Source organism: Streptococcus sp. FDAARGOS_192 (assembly GCF_002073815.2).
GTDB lineage: Bacteria > Bacillota > Bacilli > Lactobacillales > Streptococcaceae > Streptococcus > Streptococcus salivarius_H.
On record NZ_CP020431.2, the window covers coordinates 1987888 to 2005062 of the forward strand.

At 42.0% G+C, this 17175-nt stretch carries 18 protein-coding genes; 15 read left to right on the top strand and 3 right to left on the bottom strand.

Annotation, left to right across the window (positions count from 1 at the left end; genetic code table 11):
- Positions 1–51: 51 nt before the first annotated feature.
- Complete coding sequence (locus tag A6J31_RS10275; protein WP_002886432.1) at positions 52–792, bottom strand: amino acid ABC transporter ATP-binding protein; 741 nt, start codon at positions 790–792, stop codon at positions 52–54.
- Entirely contained in the window at positions 792–2339 is a 1548-nt protein-coding gene (locus tag A6J31_RS10280) for an ABC transporter substrate-binding protein/permease (protein WP_080611127.1), read from the bottom strand. Before A6J31_RS10280 ends, A6J31_RS10275 begins: the two co-directional genes overlap by 1 nt.
- Positions 2340–2544: 205 nt before the next feature.
- Here A6J31_RS10280 and A6J31_RS10285 point away from each other — a divergent pair, with 205 nt between their 5' ends.
- Entirely contained in the window at positions 2545–3399 is an 855-nt protein-coding gene (locus A6J31_RS10285) for an undecaprenyl-diphosphate phosphatase (RefSeq protein ID WP_002883622.1), read from the top strand.
- A gap of 59 nt (positions 3400–3458) precedes the next feature.
- Here A6J31_RS10285 and A6J31_RS10290 read toward each other — a convergent pair whose 3' ends face one another.
- Positions 3459–3830: a DUF3021 family protein gene (locus A6J31_RS10290; RefSeq protein ID WP_080611128.1), complete on the bottom strand. Its 372-nt coding sequence runs from the start codon at positions 3828–3830 to the stop codon at positions 3459–3461.
- Positions 3831–4036: 206 nt separating this feature from the next.
- Between A6J31_RS10290 and mecA the strand changes: the two genes are divergently transcribed.
- From mecA to A6J31_RS10360, 14 genes are all read left to right on the top strand, one after another.
- On the top strand, positions 4037–4786 hold the full coding sequence (gene mecA, locus A6J31_RS10295) for an adaptor protein MecA (RefSeq protein ID WP_014633817.1): 750 nt from the start codon (positions 4037–4039) through the stop codon (positions 4784–4786).
- A 3-nt stretch (positions 4787–4789) separates the two neighbouring features.
- Positions 4790–5947 carry a glycosyltransferase family 4 protein gene (locus A6J31_RS10300; protein ID WP_080611130.1) on the top strand — a complete coding sequence of 386 codons (1158 nt, stop codon included), beginning with the start codon at positions 4790–4792 and terminating at the stop codon, positions 5945–5947.
- A gap of 162 nt (positions 5948–6109) precedes the next feature.
- Positions 6110–6880, top strand: coding sequence for a Fe-S cluster assembly ATPase SufC (sufC, locus tag A6J31_RS10305; protein ID WP_002883600.1), 771 nt, complete (start codon positions 6110–6112; stop codon positions 6878–6880).
- A 36-nt stretch (positions 6881–6916) separates the two neighbouring features.
- A complete protein-coding gene (sufD, locus tag A6J31_RS10310) occupies positions 6917–8179 on the top strand; it encodes a Fe-S cluster assembly protein SufD (protein ID WP_013989976.1) in 1263 nt (420 codons plus the stop codon).
- A gap of 53 nt (positions 8180–8232) precedes the next feature.
- Positions 8233–9465 carry a cysteine desulfurase gene (locus tag A6J31_RS10315; RefSeq protein ID WP_002886438.1) on the top strand — a complete coding sequence of 411 codons (1233 nt, stop codon included), beginning with the start codon at positions 8233–8235 and terminating at the stop codon, positions 9463–9465.
- A complete protein-coding gene (gene sufU / locus A6J31_RS10320) occupies positions 9452–9883 on the top strand; it encodes a Fe-S cluster assembly sulfur transfer protein SufU (RefSeq protein ID WP_002883658.1) in 432 nt (143 codons plus the stop codon). The genes A6J31_RS10315 and sufU overlap by 14 nt, the downstream gene beginning before the upstream one ends.
- A gap of 75 nt (positions 9884–9958) precedes the next feature.
- Entirely contained in the window at positions 9959–11377 is a 1419-nt protein-coding gene (gene sufB / locus A6J31_RS10325; RefSeq protein ID WP_002883666.1) for a Fe-S cluster assembly protein SufB, read from the top strand.
- A 173-nt stretch (positions 11378–11550) separates the two neighbouring features.
- The gene (locus A6J31_RS10330; RefSeq protein WP_013989977.1) at positions 11551–11910 is read left to right on the top strand and encodes a hypothetical protein; all 360 of its coding nucleotides are present in this window, start codon (positions 11551–11553) and stop codon (positions 11908–11910) included.
- A gap of 80 nt (positions 11911–11990) precedes the next feature.
- A complete protein-coding gene (gene hslO, locus A6J31_RS10335) occupies positions 11991–12857 on the top strand; it encodes an Hsp33 family molecular chaperone HslO (RefSeq protein ID WP_037600144.1) in 867 nt (288 codons plus the stop codon).
- Complete coding sequence (gene dusB / locus A6J31_RS10340) at positions 12850–13827, top strand: tRNA dihydrouridine synthase DusB (RefSeq protein WP_002883588.1); 978 nt, start codon at positions 12850–12852, stop codon at positions 13825–13827. Before hslO ends, dusB begins: the two co-directional genes overlap by 8 nt.
- A gap of 165 nt (positions 13828–13992) precedes the next feature.
- A complete protein-coding gene (locus A6J31_RS10345; RefSeq protein ID WP_037600147.1) occupies positions 13993–14436 on the top strand; it encodes a zinc-dependent MarR family transcriptional regulator in 444 nt (147 codons plus the stop codon).
- A gap of 1 nt (position 14437) precedes the next feature.
- Complete coding sequence (locus A6J31_RS10350; protein WP_037600153.1) at positions 14438–15145, top strand: metal ABC transporter ATP-binding protein; 708 nt, start codon at positions 14438–14440, stop codon at positions 15143–15145.
- Complete coding sequence (locus A6J31_RS10355; protein ID WP_037600154.1) at positions 15138–15950, top strand: metal ABC transporter permease; 813 nt, start codon at positions 15138–15140, stop codon at positions 15948–15950. Before A6J31_RS10350 ends, A6J31_RS10355 begins: the two co-directional genes overlap by 8 nt.
- A 163-nt stretch (positions 15951–16113) precedes the next feature.
- The gene (locus A6J31_RS10360; RefSeq protein WP_080611132.1) at positions 16114–17052 is read left to right on the top strand and encodes an AEC family transporter; all 939 of its coding nucleotides are present in this window, start codon (positions 16114–16116) and stop codon (positions 17050–17052) included.
- Positions 17053–17175 lie beyond the last annotated feature (123 nt).

Here is a 17175-nt window from a genome sequence, read left to right on the forward strand (position 1 = left end):
TATGTCTGAGAATCTAAAAAAGTTAAGGTCGAAACCTTAACTTTTTCGTTTTTAACCCAAGAAACGTTTGAGGAATTCCTTAGTACGTTCTTCTTTAGGATTTTCAAAGATTTGTTCTGGGCTACCTTGTTCAGCGATTACCCCTTTATCCATGAAGATGACACGGTCTGAAACATCACGTGCGAACTCCATTTCATGGGTAACGATAATCATGGTCAAACCAGTTTCAGATAGCTCCTGCATAGTCTTGAGTACTTCCCCTACCATTTCTGGGTCAAGGGCTGAAGTTGGCTCGTCAAAGAGGATGGCTTCTGGATCAACAGAGAGGGCACGGGCAATGGCCACACGTTGTTTTTGTCCCCCTGAAAGTTGTTTGGGTTTAGCTTTCCAGTATTGTTCCCCCATACCAACTTTCTCCAAGTTAGCTTTGGCGATGCTTTCAGCTTCTTTACGGTCACGTTTGAGAACAGTTGTTTGAGCTACGATAGCATTTTCCAAGACATTAAGGTTTTCAAAGAGGTTGAAGGATTGGAAAACCATACCGAGTCTTTCACGATAGGTAGTGAGGTCGTAACCTTTTTCAAGGACGTTGTCCCCATGATAGAGGATTTCACCACCTGAAGGTGATTCTAGTAGGTTAATAGAGCGAAGGAAGGTTGATTTCCCTGAACCTGAAGAACCAATAATTGAGATAACCTCACCCTTTTTGACACTGAGGGAGATATCTTTGAGGACTTCATTTTTTCCGTATGATTTTTTGAGGTTTTTAATTTCTAAAATCGTCTCAGTCATTAGTGAACCCCTCCTTGTGTGTAAGTATCTTGATCCAAACGGCGTTCTACATAACGCAAGATGCGTGTCACTGTGAAGGTAAGGACAAAGTAGATTGCTGCGATAACAAAGAATGTTTGGAAGTATTGATAAGTTTGGCTTGCGACAGTGTTACCTGCGAAGTAAAGTTCCACAACAGAGATAACGTTCAAAACAGAGGTATCCTTGATATTGATAACGAACTCATTACCAGTAGCTGGCAAGATGTTACGGATAACCTGTGGAAGAACAATCTTACGCATGGTTTGACCATGGGTAAATCCAAGAGCAGTTGCAGCTTCAAATTGTCCTTTATCTACAGCGAAGATACCACCACGAACGATTTCACTCATGTAGGCTCCGGTGTTGATAGAAACGATGAAGACAGCTGCTAGGGTACGGTCAATATTGATACCAAAGGCCTGGGCAGTACCGTAGTAGATAACCATAGATTGTACAATCATTGGCGTACCACGGAAAACTTCGATATAGACATTAAGCACCCAACCGAAGAGTTTTTGGAGCAAGGCTACAAATTTATTAGCAGCCTTAGGAGCTGTACGGTAAACACCAATCATAAGACCGATGAAAGTACCCACAACTGTACCGATAATTGAGATAAGAAGGGTAATTCCTGTACCACGTAAGAATTGTGGCCAGTTCTTAGCGATGATAGTGCTCATCTGACTAAAGAAGTTTCCTTTTTTAGCCTCATCAGTCTTATCTGCAGGTTGGATGTTAATGATGTGATCCATCAGTTTGACACGTTCCTCTTGGCTGATTCCAGCAAGGACCTTATTGACTTGCTCCATTTGTTGGCTGTCTCCTTTGCGAAGACCGACGGCCAAGGATACGTCATCATCTGAAACCTGGAAACCACCATCTTTAAGTGTAATCATCTTATATTTTGAGCTAGCTTCTTCGGCAGTTTTTGCTTCAGGACGCTCTGAAACATAGCCATCGATGATACCAGATGCAAGGGCTTGGCGCATAGCACCGAAGTCACCCATAGCGGTTTGTTTGCTGACACCTGGGATTTGGTCAATCAAATTATAAAGATAAACCCCTTGTTGAGCTGTGATTTTAGCATCCTTGAAGTCTTTGAGGCTCTTAGCGTTGGCATAATCACCGTCTGAGCTGACAACCATGACAGGTTCGCTTCGGTAGTAGCTATCTGAAAAGTCGATTTCTTGACGACGTTCAGCTGTTGGGCTCATACCTGCGATGATCATATCGATTTTGCCGGAAGTGAGGGCAGGAATCAAACCTGTCCAAGCGGTTTTGACCACCAAGGGTTTCTTCCCTTGGGCTTCAGCGATTTTTTTAGCGATTTGCACGTCATAACCGTTGGCATACTGTTTAGTACCTTCGATTGGAACGGCTCCGTTTGAGTTATCGTCCTGCGTCCAGTTGAAAGGTGCATAGGCAGCCTCCATACCGACACGGAGATACTCGTCTGCTTGAGCGCTTGATACTCCCCCAAAAACGAGGAGGAGCGCTGCAAAGCAGGCTACAATAATTTTTTTCATTGAAACAATGTCTCCTATAAAAATGTCATACCTTACTATTTTACAGGAAATTAAGATTAATGACAATAAGTTGGGATTAGAAAAACAATCTCTATACCAAGATTGTCTTCAAATACAAGTTGTAATTTGATATAATGGGAAGGACGATTTGGAGCCTTGATCATTTTTGGTGTGATGAGGCTAGCATTTTAAAACGGAGATAATTATGCAAACGGCACAATTTATTATTGAATTACTAAAAGCAGTCTTTCTTGGGATTGTCGAAGGTATCACTGAGTGGCTACCGATTTCATCTACAGGTCACTTGATTTTGGTGAATGAATTCTTGAACTTGAGACAAAGTAAAGATTTCATCGATATGTTTAATATCGTTATCCAACTTGGTGCTATTCTTGCGGTTATGGTCATTTACTTTAAACGTTTGAATCCCTTCCAACCTGGTAAGACAGCACGTGAAGTGCAATTGACTTGGCAACTTTGGCTCAAGGTGGTCATTGCCTGTATTCCTTCAGCCTTCTTTGGTCTACTTTTAGATGACTGGATGGAGGCCCATCTCAGTAATTTCTTTGTAGTAGCTATCATGTTGGTGGTCTACGGGATTGCCTTTATTTGGATTGAGGACCGCAATCGACGTGTAGAACCTAAGGTAACGGATTTGGCACGTATGTCTTACAAGACAGCTTTCTATATTGGTCTTTTCCAAGTCTTGAGTATCATTCCAGGGACAAGCCGTTCAGGTGCTACTATTCTTGGGGGTATCATCGTTGGTACGAGTCGTAGCGTAGCTGCTGACTTTACCTTCTTCCTTGGTATTCCAACCATGTTTGGTTACAGTGGTCTTAAGGCAGTTAAGTACTTTATTGATGGGAATACCTTGACAGGTGGACAAGTGGCTATTCTCTTGGTAGCTAGTGTGACAGCCTTTGTTGTCAGCTTGTTCGTGATTCGCTTCTTAATGAACTATATTAAGAAACATGATTTCACAGTTTTCGGAAAATACCGTATCGTACTTGGTATTATTGTGCTTCTCTATGGAGCAGTCAAACTTATTTTCGGATAATTACTTCTAAGTAAACTGAAAAGGACTTCGATTGAAGTCCTTTTTAGCTGGTTTAGAGATTATTTGTGGAGAAGTTTTCCAAAGATAAGGTAAGCTAGCAACCATAGGACCAGTCCGCAAGTCAAGAAGCTAGCTAGGATTTTCAAGAAGTCCACGATATTATGCAAGGGATACCATCCAGATAAACAGAGAATTGGAAGGATGGTAACACACATGAGAGAGAAGTGGAGAAGAGATTGCTGTTTGAGCGATAAACGGTTATCGTCGTAAATGGGTGCAGTTGCTAGTATGATGACAACGATCAGTCCTGTAAGAAAGGTAGATTTGTTTACTTGATAAGGTTGCCCCGATAAGTAGAGAAAGAGCGTCAATAAACTCGTTATTCCTCCAGCAATGCTAGCTCGTAGCCACCCTTTTTTATAGGCAGTCATGGTCATCACCTCCATGTATATCTTCACTTTTATTATACTCCAATCTAGGATAGATGACAGGTATAAATGGGGAAATACAAGGTTTTGTTAGTATTAAGAAGTTTTTAGAAATCCTTTCCAAAATAAGACTCAAACTTACTCAGAAATTGCTATCTCTTGGCTTTTCTAGTATAATGAAATAACTACTCGTGCGAGGTTTTTTACATATGGAAATGAAACAAATAAGCGAGACAACTCTAAAAATCATGATTACCATGGAAGATCTTGAAGAACATGGTATGGAATTGAAAGATTTCTTGATTCCCCAGGAAAAAACAGAGGAATTTTTCTATACTGTCATGGATGAGTTGGACTTGCCTGATAACTTTAAAAATAGTGGGATGCTGAGCTTCCGTGTCACGCCACGCAAGGATCGTGTGGATGTCTTTGTGACTAAATCAGATCTTAAGGAAGACCTTGATTTCAACGATTTGTCAGATATGGATGACTATTCAGGGCTTTCTCCAGAAGAGTTCCTCAAGGCCCTTGAGGGTAACTTTATGGACAAGGGTGACATCGAAGCACACCATAAGCTCGAAGAGCTTGAAAAGACCTTGGAAGAGGTTGATAAGGCTATGACAGAGCCTACCAAGGAAGTGGCTGAAGAAAATATTCGTGAAGACTATACCCACTATGTCTTGGCCTTCTCTGACTTTGATCAAGTGGTGACTTTTACGCAAGGTTTGAAGGATATACCTGTTGAAGGTTCTGAGCTTTATAAACTTGGGGATGTCTACTACATGACGATCCTTCTTTACTTGGCTGATGAGCCTGATTATTACGCGAACAATATGTATGCGCGTTTTCTTGAATATGCGAATGTGGCAGACCGAACACGTGCCTACCTACAAGAGCATGCAACAATCTTGATGGAAGAGGACGCCTTACCGGTACTACAAGCAACGAAATGGAGCTAAGACATGCCTTGGACCATTAACTATATATTCGTTTTGATTGGGACCTTTTTGATAGCTATCGTGACGACCCCTTTGGTACGCTCTTTGGCCTTACGTGTCGGAGCGGTTGACAATCCCAATGCAAGACGTATCAATAAAAAGCCCATGCCTAGTGCTGGCGGTCTAGCTATTTTGTTGGCCTTTGTACTGGCGACCTTGATCTTTATGCCTATGATTATCCATAAGGATATCTGGCATGTTTCCTACATCAGGTATATCTTACCGGTTGTTGTGGGAGGATCTGTCGTAGCTCTGACGGGCTTCGTTGATGATATCTTGGAATTAAAGCCCCTACCTAAGATGCTTGGTATTGTTATTGGAGCTGTCATCGTTTGGGCTTTTACAGACTTCCGATTTGATAGCTTTAAGATTCCATTTGGTGGTCCTATGATTCATTTTGGACCAGTCTTGACCTTGATTTTAACGGTATTATGGATTGCGGCCATCACCAATGCCATTAATCTGATTGATGGTTTGGATGGCTTGGTTGGAGGAGTTTCTATCATTTCCCTTATGACTATGGGGGTGATTTCTTATTTCTTCCTCTATGATACTGATATTTTCTTGACCATGACCATCTTTGTCTTGGTGGCTGCCATTATGGGCTTCTTCCCTTACAATTATCATCCAGCAATTATCTATTTAGGTGATACGGGGGCGCTTTTTATTGGCTTTATGATTGGTGTCTTGTCATTGCAAGGATTGAAAAATGCAACTGCAGTGGCTATTTTGTCACCTGTTATTATCCTTGGAGTGCCTATTGTTGACACAGTGGTAGCCATTGTCCGCCGTAAGTTGTCAGGGCGCCCAGCCATGGAGGCTGACAAGATGCACTTGCATCATCGCCTTCTAGCTATGGGCTTCACTCATCGAGGAGCGGTTCTGGTGGTTTATGCCATCGCTATCCTCTTTTCATTGATTGCCCTCTTGTTAAACGTTTCCAGTCGTCTCGGTGGTATTCTCTTACTCTTGAGTTTGATTTTGGGAATGGAAATTCTGATTGAAGGGCTTGAGATTTGGGGCGTTGGTCGAACACCTCTCTTCAATTTCCTAAAATTTATCGGGAATAGCGATTATCGTCAAGCAACCATGTTAAAATGGAAGCAAGGGCGAAAAAATTAAACATTTGAAAAGCCAAGTAATGGCTTTTTTGTTATAATGATTCTAATTAAGGAAAATGGAAGTTCTCTTTTTATTTTCCAGAAAATAGTAAGACTATTTTCAAAAAAATAATGCAAATTAGCGAGCAAGTGCTCGCTGTATATATGAAAAAAGGAGTATACAATGTCTGTACTTGAAATCAAAAATCTTCATGTTTCTGTTGAAGATAAAGAAATCTTGAAGGGTCTTAATTTGACTCTTAAAACTGGTGAAATTGCTGCTATCATGGGGCCTAACGGAACTGGTAAATCTACCCTTTCAGCTGCTATCATGGGTAACCCAAACTATGAAATCACAGAAGGGGACATCCTTTTTGATGGCGAAAGCATCCTTGATTTGGAAGTTGACGAACGTGCACGCCTAGGTCTTTTCCTTGCTATGCAATACCCAGCTGAAATCCCAGGAATCACAAATGCTGAGTTCATCCGTGCGGCTATGAACGCTGGAAAAGAAGATGACGAAAAGATTTCTGTTCTTGATTTCATCACTAAGTTGGATGAAAAGATGGAATTGCTTGGTATGCGTGAAGAAATGGCTGAGCGTTACCTTAATGAAGGTTTCTCAGGTGGTGAGAAAAAACGTAACGAAATCCTTCAATTGCTCATGTTGGAACCTAAGTTTGCTCTTCTCGATGAGATTGACTCAGGTCTTGATATTGATGCCCTTAAAGTGGTTTCAAAAGGGGTTAACGCTATGCGTGGCGAAGGCTTCGGTGCTATGATTATCACTCACTACCAACGTCTCTTGAACTACATCACTCCAGATGTCGTACACGTAATGATGGAAGGTAAAGTGGTTCTTTCAGGCGGTCCTGAATTGGCTGCTCGTCTTGAGCAAGAAGGTTATGCGAAAATCGCTGAAGAGCTCGGTTACGAGTACCACGAAGAAGCGTAAGTCTGTTACTCGAAATAACTAGAAAAGGAGTAACCTATGTCAAAAGAATCTATTATCGCTTTTTCACAAGCAAAGGCAGAGCCACTTTGGTTGCAAGACCTTCGTCAAGCAGCCTTTGATAAGATTGAAAGTTTGGCTCTTCCAAAAATTGAGCGTGTTAAATTCCACCGTTGGAATCTCGGTGATGGAACGATTACTGAAAATGAACCATCAGCAAATGTGCCTGATTTTACAGCGCTTGGAAACAACCCTAAATTGGTCCAAGTAGGAACAAATACTGTACTTGAACAATTGCCAGCTGACTTGATTAGTCAAGGTGTGGTCTTCACAGACCTTACGACTGCTCTTGAGGAAATCCCAGAAGTCGTTGAAGCCTTCTTTGGTAAGGCTGTAGCCTATGACGAGGACAAATTGGCAGCTTATAACTATGCCTATTTCAATAGTGCAGCAGTCCTTTATGTACCAGATAATGTTGAAGTTGACTTGCCAGTTGAAAGCTATTTTTACCAAGATGGAACTTCAAATGTTCCATTTAACAAACACGTTTTGATCGTGGCTGGTAAAAACAGTAAATTGACTTACCTTGAGCGCTTTGAAACGCTAGGTGAAGCGACTGAAAAAGCTAGTGCCAATATTTCAGTTGAAGTCATTGCTCAAGACGGTGCACAAGTCAAGTTTGCGGCTATTGACCGTTTGGGTGAAAACGTCACAACTTATATTAGTCGTCGAGGTCGTATCGGTCGTGATGCCAGCATTGACTGGGCTCTCGGGATCATGAACGAGGGCAATGTTATTGCTGACTTTGATAGTGACTTGATTGGCAATGGAAGTCATGCCAACCTTAAAGTTATTGGTCTTTCATCAGGTCGTCAGGTTCAAGGGATTGATACTCGTGTGACGAACTATGGTAACAACTCTGTGGGACATATCCTCCAACATGGTGTTATTTTGGAACGTGGTACTTTGACTTTCAATGGTATTGGTCACATTGTCAAAGGTGCTAAGGGTGCTGATGCACAACAAGAAAGCCGTGTGCTTATGCTTTCTGACAAGGCACGTTCAGACGCCAACCCAATCCTCTTGATTGACGAAAACGAAGTTACAGCAGGACATGCTGCTTCAATCGGTCAGGTAGATCCAGAGGATATGTATTACCTTATGAGTCGTGGACTTGATCAAGACACTGCAGAACGTTTGGTTATTCGCGGTTTCTTAGGAGCAGTTATTACTGAAATCCCAGTTAAAGAAGTGCGCGATGAAATGATTTCTGTAACTGATACAAAACTAAACAAACGTTAGGAACTATCGACACAGATAGTCTAACCTATGATATATCTAGATAGGGAGATAAGATGTCAGCTTTAGATGCCTATAAGATTCGACAAGATTTTGCCATTTTAGATCAGGTAGTTAATGATGAACCTTTGGTATACTTGGATAATGCAGCAACGACTCAGAAGCCTCAAGTAGTTTTGGATACTCTCATGGCCTACTATCATGAGGACAATGCCAATGTTCACCGTGGTGTGCACACTTTGGCTGAGCGTGCAACAGCTGCTTACGAAGCTAGTCGTGAAAAGCTTCGTCAGTTTATCAATGCTAAATCAACCAAAGAGGTCCTCTTTACACGTGGAACGACAACTGGTCTTAACTGGGTTGGTCGTTTTGCAGAGCAGGTTCTTGAGCCAGGAGATGAGGTGGTTATTTCAATTATGGAACACCACTCGAATATCATTCCTTGGCAGGAAGCTTGTAAGAAGACGGGGGCTAAACTTGTTTATGCCTACTTGAAAGATGGCCAATTGGATATGGAAGATTTGGCCAACAAGATTACTGAAAAGACAAAATTTGTCAGTCTAGCTCAGGTCTCTAACGTTTTAGGCTGCATCAATCCTGTCAAAGAAATTGCCAAGCTCGCCCACCAAGTTGGTGCCTATATGGTGGTGGATGGTGCCCAATCGGCGCCCCACATGGCCATTGATGTTCAGGATTTGGATTGTGATTTCTTTACCCTTTCTGGACATAAGATGTTAGGTCCAACAGGGATTGGGGTTCTTTATGGCAAGGAAGAGATTCTTAACCAGATGAATCCTATTGAATTCGGTGGTGAGATGATTGATTTTGTTTACGAACAGGAAGCCACTTGGAAGGAATTGCCTTGGAAATTTGAGGCTGGTACACCTAACATTGCGGGGGCTATTGCTCTTGGTGCTGCTGTGGACTACCTCTCTGCTTTAGGTATGGAAAATATTCATGCTTACGAGCAAGAATTGGTAGACTATGTTTTGCCTAAGCTTCAGGCGATTGATGGTCTGACAGTCTACGGGCCAGAAGATCCTAGTCAGCATGCAGGTGTTATTGCCTTTAATATTGATGGGCTTCACCCTCATGATGTGGCGACAGCTCTTGATTATGAAGGAGTGGCAGTGCGTGCGGGTCACCACTGTGCTCAGCCTTTAATTAATCATTTAGGAATCTCATCAGCTGCCCGAGCAAGCTTCTATATTTATAATACTAAAGAGGATTGCGACAAGCTTGTAGAGGCAATTCTTGCGACGAAGGAGTTTTTCAATGGCACTCTCTAGACTAGATAGTTTATATATGGCTGTTGTGGCCGATCACTCTAAGAGCCCTCACCATCATGGTGTCCTACCTGATGTGGAGCAACTTCAACTGAATAATCCGACTTGTGGAGATGTTATCAATCTGTCAGTTAAATTTGATGGTGACGTGATTGAAGACATTGCCTTTGCTGGTGATGGTTGTACCATTTCTACAGCTTCATCAAGTATGATGACGGATGCTGTTATAGGTAAAACCAAGGCAGAGGCCTTAGAACTAGCGGAGATTTTCTCTCTTATGATTCAAGGAGATCATAAAGATGAAGATAAGCTGGGCGAAGCCAAGCTCTTGGCGGGGGTTTCTAAATTTCCACAACGTATCAAATGTGCAACACTCTCTTGGAATGCCCTTAAAAAAGCCATAGAGAGAAGCGAGCTTTAGGAAGTCAGGGAGCAGTTAGTCTCCTTGCCCAAGCAAAAAAGAAAATGAATCAAACCTTTAATAAAGGAAAATACTATGACTGAAACAAATGAAAAAGTAGAACCAAAACCCATTGATTTGGGAGAATATAAATATGGTTTCCATGACGATGTGACACCAGTCTTTTCAACAGGAAAAGGAATCAGTGAAGATGTGGTCCGTGCCATGTCTGCTGAAAAAGGGGAGCCTGAGTGGATGCTTGAATTCCGCTTGAAATCATTGGAAACCTTTAACAAAATGGCCATGCAAGAGTGGGGACCAGACCTTTCTGGTATTAACTTTGATGACTTGACATATTTCCAAAAAGCATCAGACAAACCTGCTCGTGACTGGGAAGACGTTCCTGAGAAAATCAAGGAAACTTTTGAACGTATTGGTATCCCAGAAGCAGAGCGTGCCTATCTTGCTGGAGCCTCAGCTCAGTATGAATCAGAAGTGGTTTACCACAACATGAAAGAAGAGTATGACAAGTTGGGTATTATCTTTACAGATACGGACTCAGCTCTCAAAGAGCATCCAGAGCTCTTTAAGAAGTACTTCTCAAAACTGGTTCCGCCAACAGACAATAAATTTGCGGCCCTTAACTCTGCCTTTTGGTCAGGTGGTACCTTTATTTATGTACCTAAAGGCGTCAAGGTGGATATTCCGCTTCAAACCTACTTCCGTATCAATAACGAAGCGACTGCTCAGTTTGAACGTACCCTTATCATCGTAGATGAAGGTGCCAGCGTTCACTATGTTGAAGGATGTACAGCACCAACATACACAACGGCTAGCCTTCATGCAGCCATTGTTGAAATCTTTGCGCTTGATGGTGCCTACATGCGCTACTCAACTATCCAAAACTGGTCAGATAGCGTCTACAACTTGGTAACTAAACGTGCTACTGCTAAGAAAAACGCAACTGTTGAGTGGATTGATGGTAACCTTGGTGCCGAAGTTACTATGAAGTACCCATCTGTTTACCTTGATGGAGAGGGTGCGCGTGGTACTATGCTTTCAATCGCCTTCGCCAATGCGGGTCAACACCAAGATACAGGAGCTAAGATGATTCACAATGCACCGCATACATCATCATCTATTGTCTCTAAATCAATTGCTCGTAATGGTGGTAAGGTTGACTACCGTGGACAAGTTACTTTCAACAAGGATTCTAAGAAATCGGTATCTCACATCGAATGTGACACCATCTTGATGGATGACTTATCTAAATCAGACACTATCCCATTCAACGAAATCCACAATTCACAAGTTGCGCTTGAACACGAAGCTAAAGTTTCTAAGATTTCTGAAGAACAGCTCTACTACCTCATGAGCCGCGGACTTTCAGAACAAGAAGCAACTGAAATGATTGTTATGGGATTTGTGGAACCATTTACCAAAGAACTTCCAATGGAATATGCTGTTGAACTTAACCGCTTGATTAGTTATGAAATGGAAGGATCAGTTGGGTAAGAACTCTGATAATCTAAAGGGACCGGATGGTCCTTTTTGTTTTGCTTGAAAAATGAGGTAATGAGCTCTAGCTTAATGTTAGTGAAGCGCAATTGCAATATTTGGAAAGCGTTTACAACTGATATTTAAAAAGATATAATAGATTTGAACAGCAAGTAATGGAGGTGACTAATATGGGAGTATATAACAGTGACTGGCTACTCAATCAGATTCGAGGGACAGCTAATGTCGTCAGCAAGGCGTTTAAATTTGAGACTCTGGATATTGATTTAGGTCAGGTGGAAGATGAGCAAGGGCATACTGTTGATGGAAATGACTACATTGATGATTTGTTAATTCACGAAAAGTATGATCAGGCGACAGCCTTCATTCATAGTCAACTCAAACGTTTGACGACTAATGACTATAATCTCCTTGTCAGCATCTATATTGAGTATTTGGAGAATTTGCCGCCATTAATAAAAGAAAAACATCAGCTTGATAATCGCCAAATAATGGACTGGAAAGCTAAACTGTCCGAGTTTTCATGGTAATTTGCTAGAGAGAGTGGGAGAGGAAACGCCAAGCGTTTACGACTTTTCCACCCTCTTTTTTGTGTTATAATAGAGACACTATGGATAAATTAATTAAAACAATTTCAGAATCAGGTTCTTTCCGTGCTTATGTTCTTGATAGCACTGAAACAGTTAGAACCGCACAAGAAAAACACAATACATTATCATCATCAACAGTTGCTTTGGGGCGTACTCTTATTGCCAATCAAATCTTGGCTGCTAACCAAAAGGGTGAAAGCAAAATTACAGTTAAGGTTATCGGAAACAGCTCTTTTGGTCATATCATCTCTGTAGCTGATACCAAAGGACATGTTAAGGGCTACATCCAAAATCCAGGTGTGGACATCAAGAAAACAGCGACTGGTGAAGTTTTGGTGGGTCCTTTCATGGGTCAAGGGCAGTTTGTCTCAATCATCGATTATGGAACTGGTAATCCTTACACGTCCTCAACACCACTTATTTCTGGTGAAATCGGTGAAGACTTTGCCTACTATTTGACAGAATCTGAGCAAACACCATCTGCTGTTGGTCTTAATGTACTTCTTGACGAAGAGGATAAGGTTAAGGTTGCTGGTGGTTTCATGCTTCAGGTCTTGCCAGGGGCTAGCGAGGAAGAAGTCGCTCGTTACGAAAAACGCATCCAAGAGATGCCAGCCATTTCAACGCTTTTGGAGTCTGATGACCATATCGAAGCTCTCTTGAATGCTATTTATGGGGATGAGCCTTTCAAACGTTTGTCTGAAGAGGAGCTGAGTTTTGACTGTGATTGCTCACGTGAACGCTTTGAAAATGCCCTCTTGACGCTTGGTAAGGATGAACTTCAAGCTATTAAAGATGAAGATCACGGTGCTGAAATCATCTGCCAATTCTGCCAAAACAAGTATGAATTTTCAGAAGCTGACTTGGAGGAACTCATCAATGACTAAACTTAATTCGTCCTTCATGATTGGAAATGTAGAGATCCCTCACCGAACAGTCCTAGCTCCTATGGCAGGCGTGACCAACTCTGCCTTTCGTACCATTGCAAAAGAGTTTGGTGCTGGTCTTGTGGTGATGGAGATGATTTCTGAAAAAGGTCTCCTCTACAATAATGAGAAAACTCTTCACATGCTTCACATCGATGAGAATGAACATCCAATGTCTATCCAGCTTTTCGGTGGTGATGCTGAAGGCTTGAAGCGAGCAGCCGACTTTATCCAGACCAATACGAAGGCTGATATCGTTGATATCAACATGGGTTGTCCGGTCAATAAGGTAGTCAAAAATGAAGCTGGTGCCAAGTGGCTCAAGGATCCAGATAAGATTTACCACATTGTCAAGGAAGTAACGTCAGTACTTGATATTCCTTTGACTGTTAAGATGCGTACGGGTTGGTCAGACAGTGATTTGGCTGTGGAAAACGCTCTTGCAGCTGAGTCTGCAGGTGTTTCTGCTCTTGCTATGCACGGTCGTACCCGTGAACAAATGTATACTGGTCACTGTGACCATGAGACGCTGGCTCGTGTTGCTAAAGCTATTACTAAGATTCCATTTATCGGAAACGGTGATGTTCGTAGCGTTCAAGACGCTAAACTCATGATTGAAGAACTTGGTGTAGATGCGGTTATGGTGGGGCGTGCAGCTATGAACAACCCATACATCTTCACGCAAATCAATCACTTCTTCGAAACGGGAGAGGAATTGCCAGAGCTTCCATTTGATAAGAAGCTGGACATCGCTGAAGACCACCTCAAACGTTTGGTGGACCTTAAAGGTGAAAAGATTGCTGTTCGTGAATTCCGTGGTCTGGCACCACACTATCTTCGTGGAACAGCAGGAGCAGCTAAGGTTCGTGGCGAAGTCTCACGTGCCGAGTCTGTTGCTCAGGTCGAAGAAATATTTGCGACTTTGCGATAAATGTATATACATAATGAAAACTTGACCAACTTGGTTAGGTTTTTATTTTACTCTTATTCTTCCCTGATATTGATGACAGCGAACTGCTAATCTTTTTCTAGGTCTTCCCTTGCAAAACCTCTGTGTTTTCGATATAATTAACTGGTTAAGTAAATGGAGAAAGAAATGCTAGAACTAGAAGAACAAGTCAATCAATTGATTAACCAAATTTTGCTTAAGGCTGAGAATCAGCATGAGCTCCTTATTGGTCAGTGCCGTAGTCAGGTTAAGTTGACCAACACCCAGGAGCATATTCTCATGCTTTTGTCTGAGGGGCGAAAGACCAATTCTGAGTTGGCTAAGACTCTCAATGTCAGTCAGGCTGCTGTTACCAAGGCGGTAAAAACCTTGGTCAAAGAGGGCATGTTGGAGGCTAAGAAAGACAAGGATGATGGGCGCGTGACCTACTTTGTCTTGACACAAGAAGCTCAACCCATAGCCCGAGAGCATGAGGAACACCACCAAGAGACCTTGGGGGTTTATCGGTCTGTATTGGATCAGTTCGATAATCAAGAGCGTCAGGTTATTGGACGTTTCTTGACAACATTAGCAGAAAAAATCGAGGAATAAGATGCGTTATATTACAGTTGAAGGACTGAGCTTCCAGTATGATGCGGAGCCCGTTCTGGACAATATTCACTATCATTTGGATTCTGGGGAGTTTGTGACCCTGACTGGGGAAAATGGAGCTGCCAAGTCAACGCTTATTAAGGCTACCCTAGGAATTCTCAAGCCTAAGAAAGGGACTGTGACGATTTCTGATATTAACAAAGATGGTAAAAAGCTTCGTATGGCCTATCTTCCACAGCAGATTGCCAGCTTTAATGCAGGTTTTCCAAGCACGGTATACGAGTTTGTTAAGTCTGGCCGTTATCCTCGTCAGGGCTGGTTCCGTCGTTTGACGAAACACGACTTGGAGCATGTTCAACGTGCCCTAGAGTCTGTTGGTATGTGGGAAAATCGTCACAAGCAGATTGGACATCTCTCAGGTGGCCAAAAGCAGCGTGCTGTTATTGCGCGTATCTTTGCTTCAGATCCTGATATCTTTGTTTTGGATGAACCAACGACAGGGATGGATGCAGGAACAGCCAATACCTTCTATGAACTCATGCACCACTCTGCCCATAAGCATGGCAAGTCTGTCTTGATGATTACCCACGACCCAGAGGAAGTCAAGGAGTACACAGACCGTAATATTCATCTGGTTCGTAACCAGAAATTGCCTTGGCGTTGTTTCAACGTCCATGAAAAGGATGGAGAGGAGCACAAACATGATTAGTGAATTATTAGCCTATGATTTTATGCAACGTGCTATTCTCGCCGTGATTGCTATTAGTATCTTTTCGCCAATTTTGGGGCTCTTCTTAATTCTTCGTCGTCAGAGCTTGATGAGTGATACGTTGAGTCACGTGTCCCTAGCTGGGGTGGCTGTTGGGATTTTCTTGGGACAATCAACCACTTGGATGACCCTTGTGGTTGTGGTTATTGCCGCTTTGGTCTTGGAATATCTCAGGGTCAGTTACAAGCATTATATGGAGATTTCAACGGCTATCCTCATGTCAATGGGATTGGCAGTGGCTCTTATTCTTAGTAACAAGGCGGGTAGCAGTAGCATGAGTCTGGATAGCTATCTTTTTGGTTCTATCATCACGATTAGCTCTGAGCAGGTTCATGCCCTCTTTGTGATTGCGGCTATTGTACTGGTCTTGACGCTACTATTTATTCGTCCTATGTATCTTTTGACCTTTGACGAGGACACTGCTCATGTAGATGGCTTACCAGTACGTCTCATGTCGCTTCTCTTCAATATTGTGACAGGTATAGCGATTGCTCTGATGATTCCAGCAGCAGGATCACTTTTAGTTTCTACCATCATGATTCTTCCAGCAGCTATTGGTATGAAAATAGGTCAAACCTTTAAATCTGTCATTTTTTGGGCTATTGGTATTGGTTTGGTTGGCATGCTCTCTGGTATTTTTATTTCCTATTATTGGGAAACACCAGCTAGTGCAACTATTACCCTTATCTTCATCGCCTTCTTTGGTCTGGTATCCATCTTTGAACCTCTCTTAAAAGCAGAGTAAATAATAGAAGAAAAGGGCTTGAGAAATCAAGCTCTTTTTGTGATATACTAAAGTGGTTTTTGAGAGAAGTTAAAATAAGAATGGTAGATTTCTAGGCAGAAAAAATGATTAGTTTTTTCTGGTGTCTACTATTATTTGTAACAGTAACAAAAAAGGAGAAAACATGGAAATCTTTTTAACGAGTATATCGGGAATCCTAGTCATCTTAGGTATGATTTTAGTGGGATTCGTTATGGGCGAAAAAGGCTGGTTTGACGACAAGTCACGTGGTCTTATAGCGAAGCTAGTCACTCAAATTGCCCTGCCTTGTTACATGCTCTATACGATCACACAGCGTTTCACAGCGACAGACCTACTTAAAATGTTGCCAGAATTGCGTTTTCCTGCACTGTCCATGGTGATTTTACTTGGGATTGCGACAGCGGTGGCTAGTATTTTTGCAGTGAAAAAGGAGCGTCGTGGTCTCTTTATCTCCATGTTTTTTAATTCAAACACCATTTTTGTGGGGCTCCCTATCAATCAAGCCCTCTTTGGCGATGCTAGTATTCCCTATGTTCTTATCTATTATATGTGCAATACGACCTTTTTCTGGACCTTGGGAACATACCTTATTCAGCGGGATGGAGAAGGAGAGGCAGAATTTGATTTAAAAACAAGTCTGAAAAAGATCTTCTCACCCCCTCTAATGGGCTTCATGTTAGGTCTTATTATTGTTATCCTTCATATTAAATTACCAACTTTTTTAGCCAGTGACTTGCAGTATTTGGGTAGTTTGACGACTCCTTTATCTATGATTTTCATCGGTTTGTCGGTATCCAATGCAGGTGTGAAGCAGTTGGTTCTTAAAAAGGACCAGTTATTAATTTTGTTGGGACGCTTTGTAGTTGCTCCTCTTTTGATGGCTGCCATTGTTTACTGGGCACCTCTCCCAACTTTGATGAAACAAGTTTTTATCATCCAGTCTGCCATGCCTGTCATGACTAATGCTCCAGTAGTTGCTAAACTCTATGGAGCTGATAGTGATTACGCAGCTGTTATGGTTACTGAGACTACCCTTGCGACCATGATTGTTATCCCAATTCTCATGGTTCTGATGGCTTAATAAATGCCTGAGTCCCCCAGTTTTTGCTAGGGGGCTTCTCTTTGTAAAAAAAAATCAAAAAAGTTTAAGAAAACGCTTTACAAATCGTAAAAAGATGCTATAATAATTACATAAGTTATGCAA

What these genes read in the sequence shown, in the direction of transcription:
- A6J31_RS10275 (WP_002886432.1), bottom strand. Translation starts at nt 792, where the DNA reads ATGACTGAGACGATTTTAGAAATTAAAAACCTCAAAAAATCATACGGA.
- A6J31_RS10280 (WP_080611127.1), bottom strand. Translation starts at nt 2,339, where the DNA reads ATGAAAAAAATTATTGTAGCCTGCTTTGCAGCGCTCCTCCTCGTTTTT.
- A6J31_RS10285 (WP_002883622.1), top strand. Translation starts at nt 2,545, where the DNA reads ATGCAAACGGCACAATTTATTATTGAATTACTAAAAGCAGTCTTTCTT.
- A6J31_RS10290 (WP_080611128.1), bottom strand. Translation starts at nt 3,830, where the DNA reads ATGACTGCCTATAAAAAAGGGTGGCTACGAGCTAGCATTGCTGGAGGA.
- mecA (WP_014633817.1), top strand. Translation starts at nt 4,037, where the DNA reads ATGGAAATGAAACAAATAAGCGAGACAACTCTAAAAATCATGATTACC.
- A6J31_RS10300 (WP_080611130.1), top strand. Translation starts at nt 4,790, where the DNA reads ATGCCTTGGACCATTAACTATATATTCGTTTTGATTGGGACCTTTTTG.
- sufC (WP_002883600.1), top strand. Translation starts at nt 6,110, where the DNA reads ATGTCTGTACTTGAAATCAAAAATCTTCATGTTTCTGTTGAAGATAAA.
- sufD (WP_013989976.1), top strand. Translation starts at nt 6,917, where the DNA reads ATGTCAAAAGAATCTATTATCGCTTTTTCACAAGCAAAGGCAGAGCCA.
- A6J31_RS10315 (WP_002886438.1), top strand. Translation starts at nt 8,233, where the DNA reads ATGTCAGCTTTAGATGCCTATAAGATTCGACAAGATTTTGCCATTTTA.
- sufU (WP_002883658.1), top strand. Translation starts at nt 9,452, where the DNA reads ATGGCACTCTCTAGACTAGATAGTTTATATATGGCTGTTGTGGCCGAT.
- sufB (WP_002883666.1), top strand. Translation starts at nt 9,959, where the DNA reads ATGACTGAAACAAATGAAAAAGTAGAACCAAAACCCATTGATTTGGGA.
- A6J31_RS10330 (WP_013989977.1), top strand. Translation starts at nt 11,551, where the DNA reads ATGGGAGTATATAACAGTGACTGGCTACTCAATCAGATTCGAGGGACA.
- hslO (WP_037600144.1), top strand. Translation starts at nt 11,991, where the DNA reads ATGGATAAATTAATTAAAACAATTTCAGAATCAGGTTCTTTCCGTGCT.
- dusB (WP_002883588.1), top strand. Translation starts at nt 12,850, where the DNA reads ATGACTAAACTTAATTCGTCCTTCATGATTGGAAATGTAGAGATCCCT.
- A6J31_RS10345 (WP_037600147.1), top strand. Translation starts at nt 13,993, where the DNA reads ATGCTAGAACTAGAAGAACAAGTCAATCAATTGATTAACCAAATTTTG.
- A6J31_RS10350 (WP_037600153.1), top strand. Translation starts at nt 14,438, where the DNA reads ATGCGTTATATTACAGTTGAAGGACTGAGCTTCCAGTATGATGCGGAG.
- A6J31_RS10355 (WP_037600154.1), top strand. Translation starts at nt 15,138, where the DNA reads ATGATTAGTGAATTATTAGCCTATGATTTTATGCAACGTGCTATTCTC.
- A6J31_RS10360 (WP_080611132.1), top strand. Translation starts at nt 16,114, where the DNA reads ATGGAAATCTTTTTAACGAGTATATCGGGAATCCTAGTCATCTTAGGT.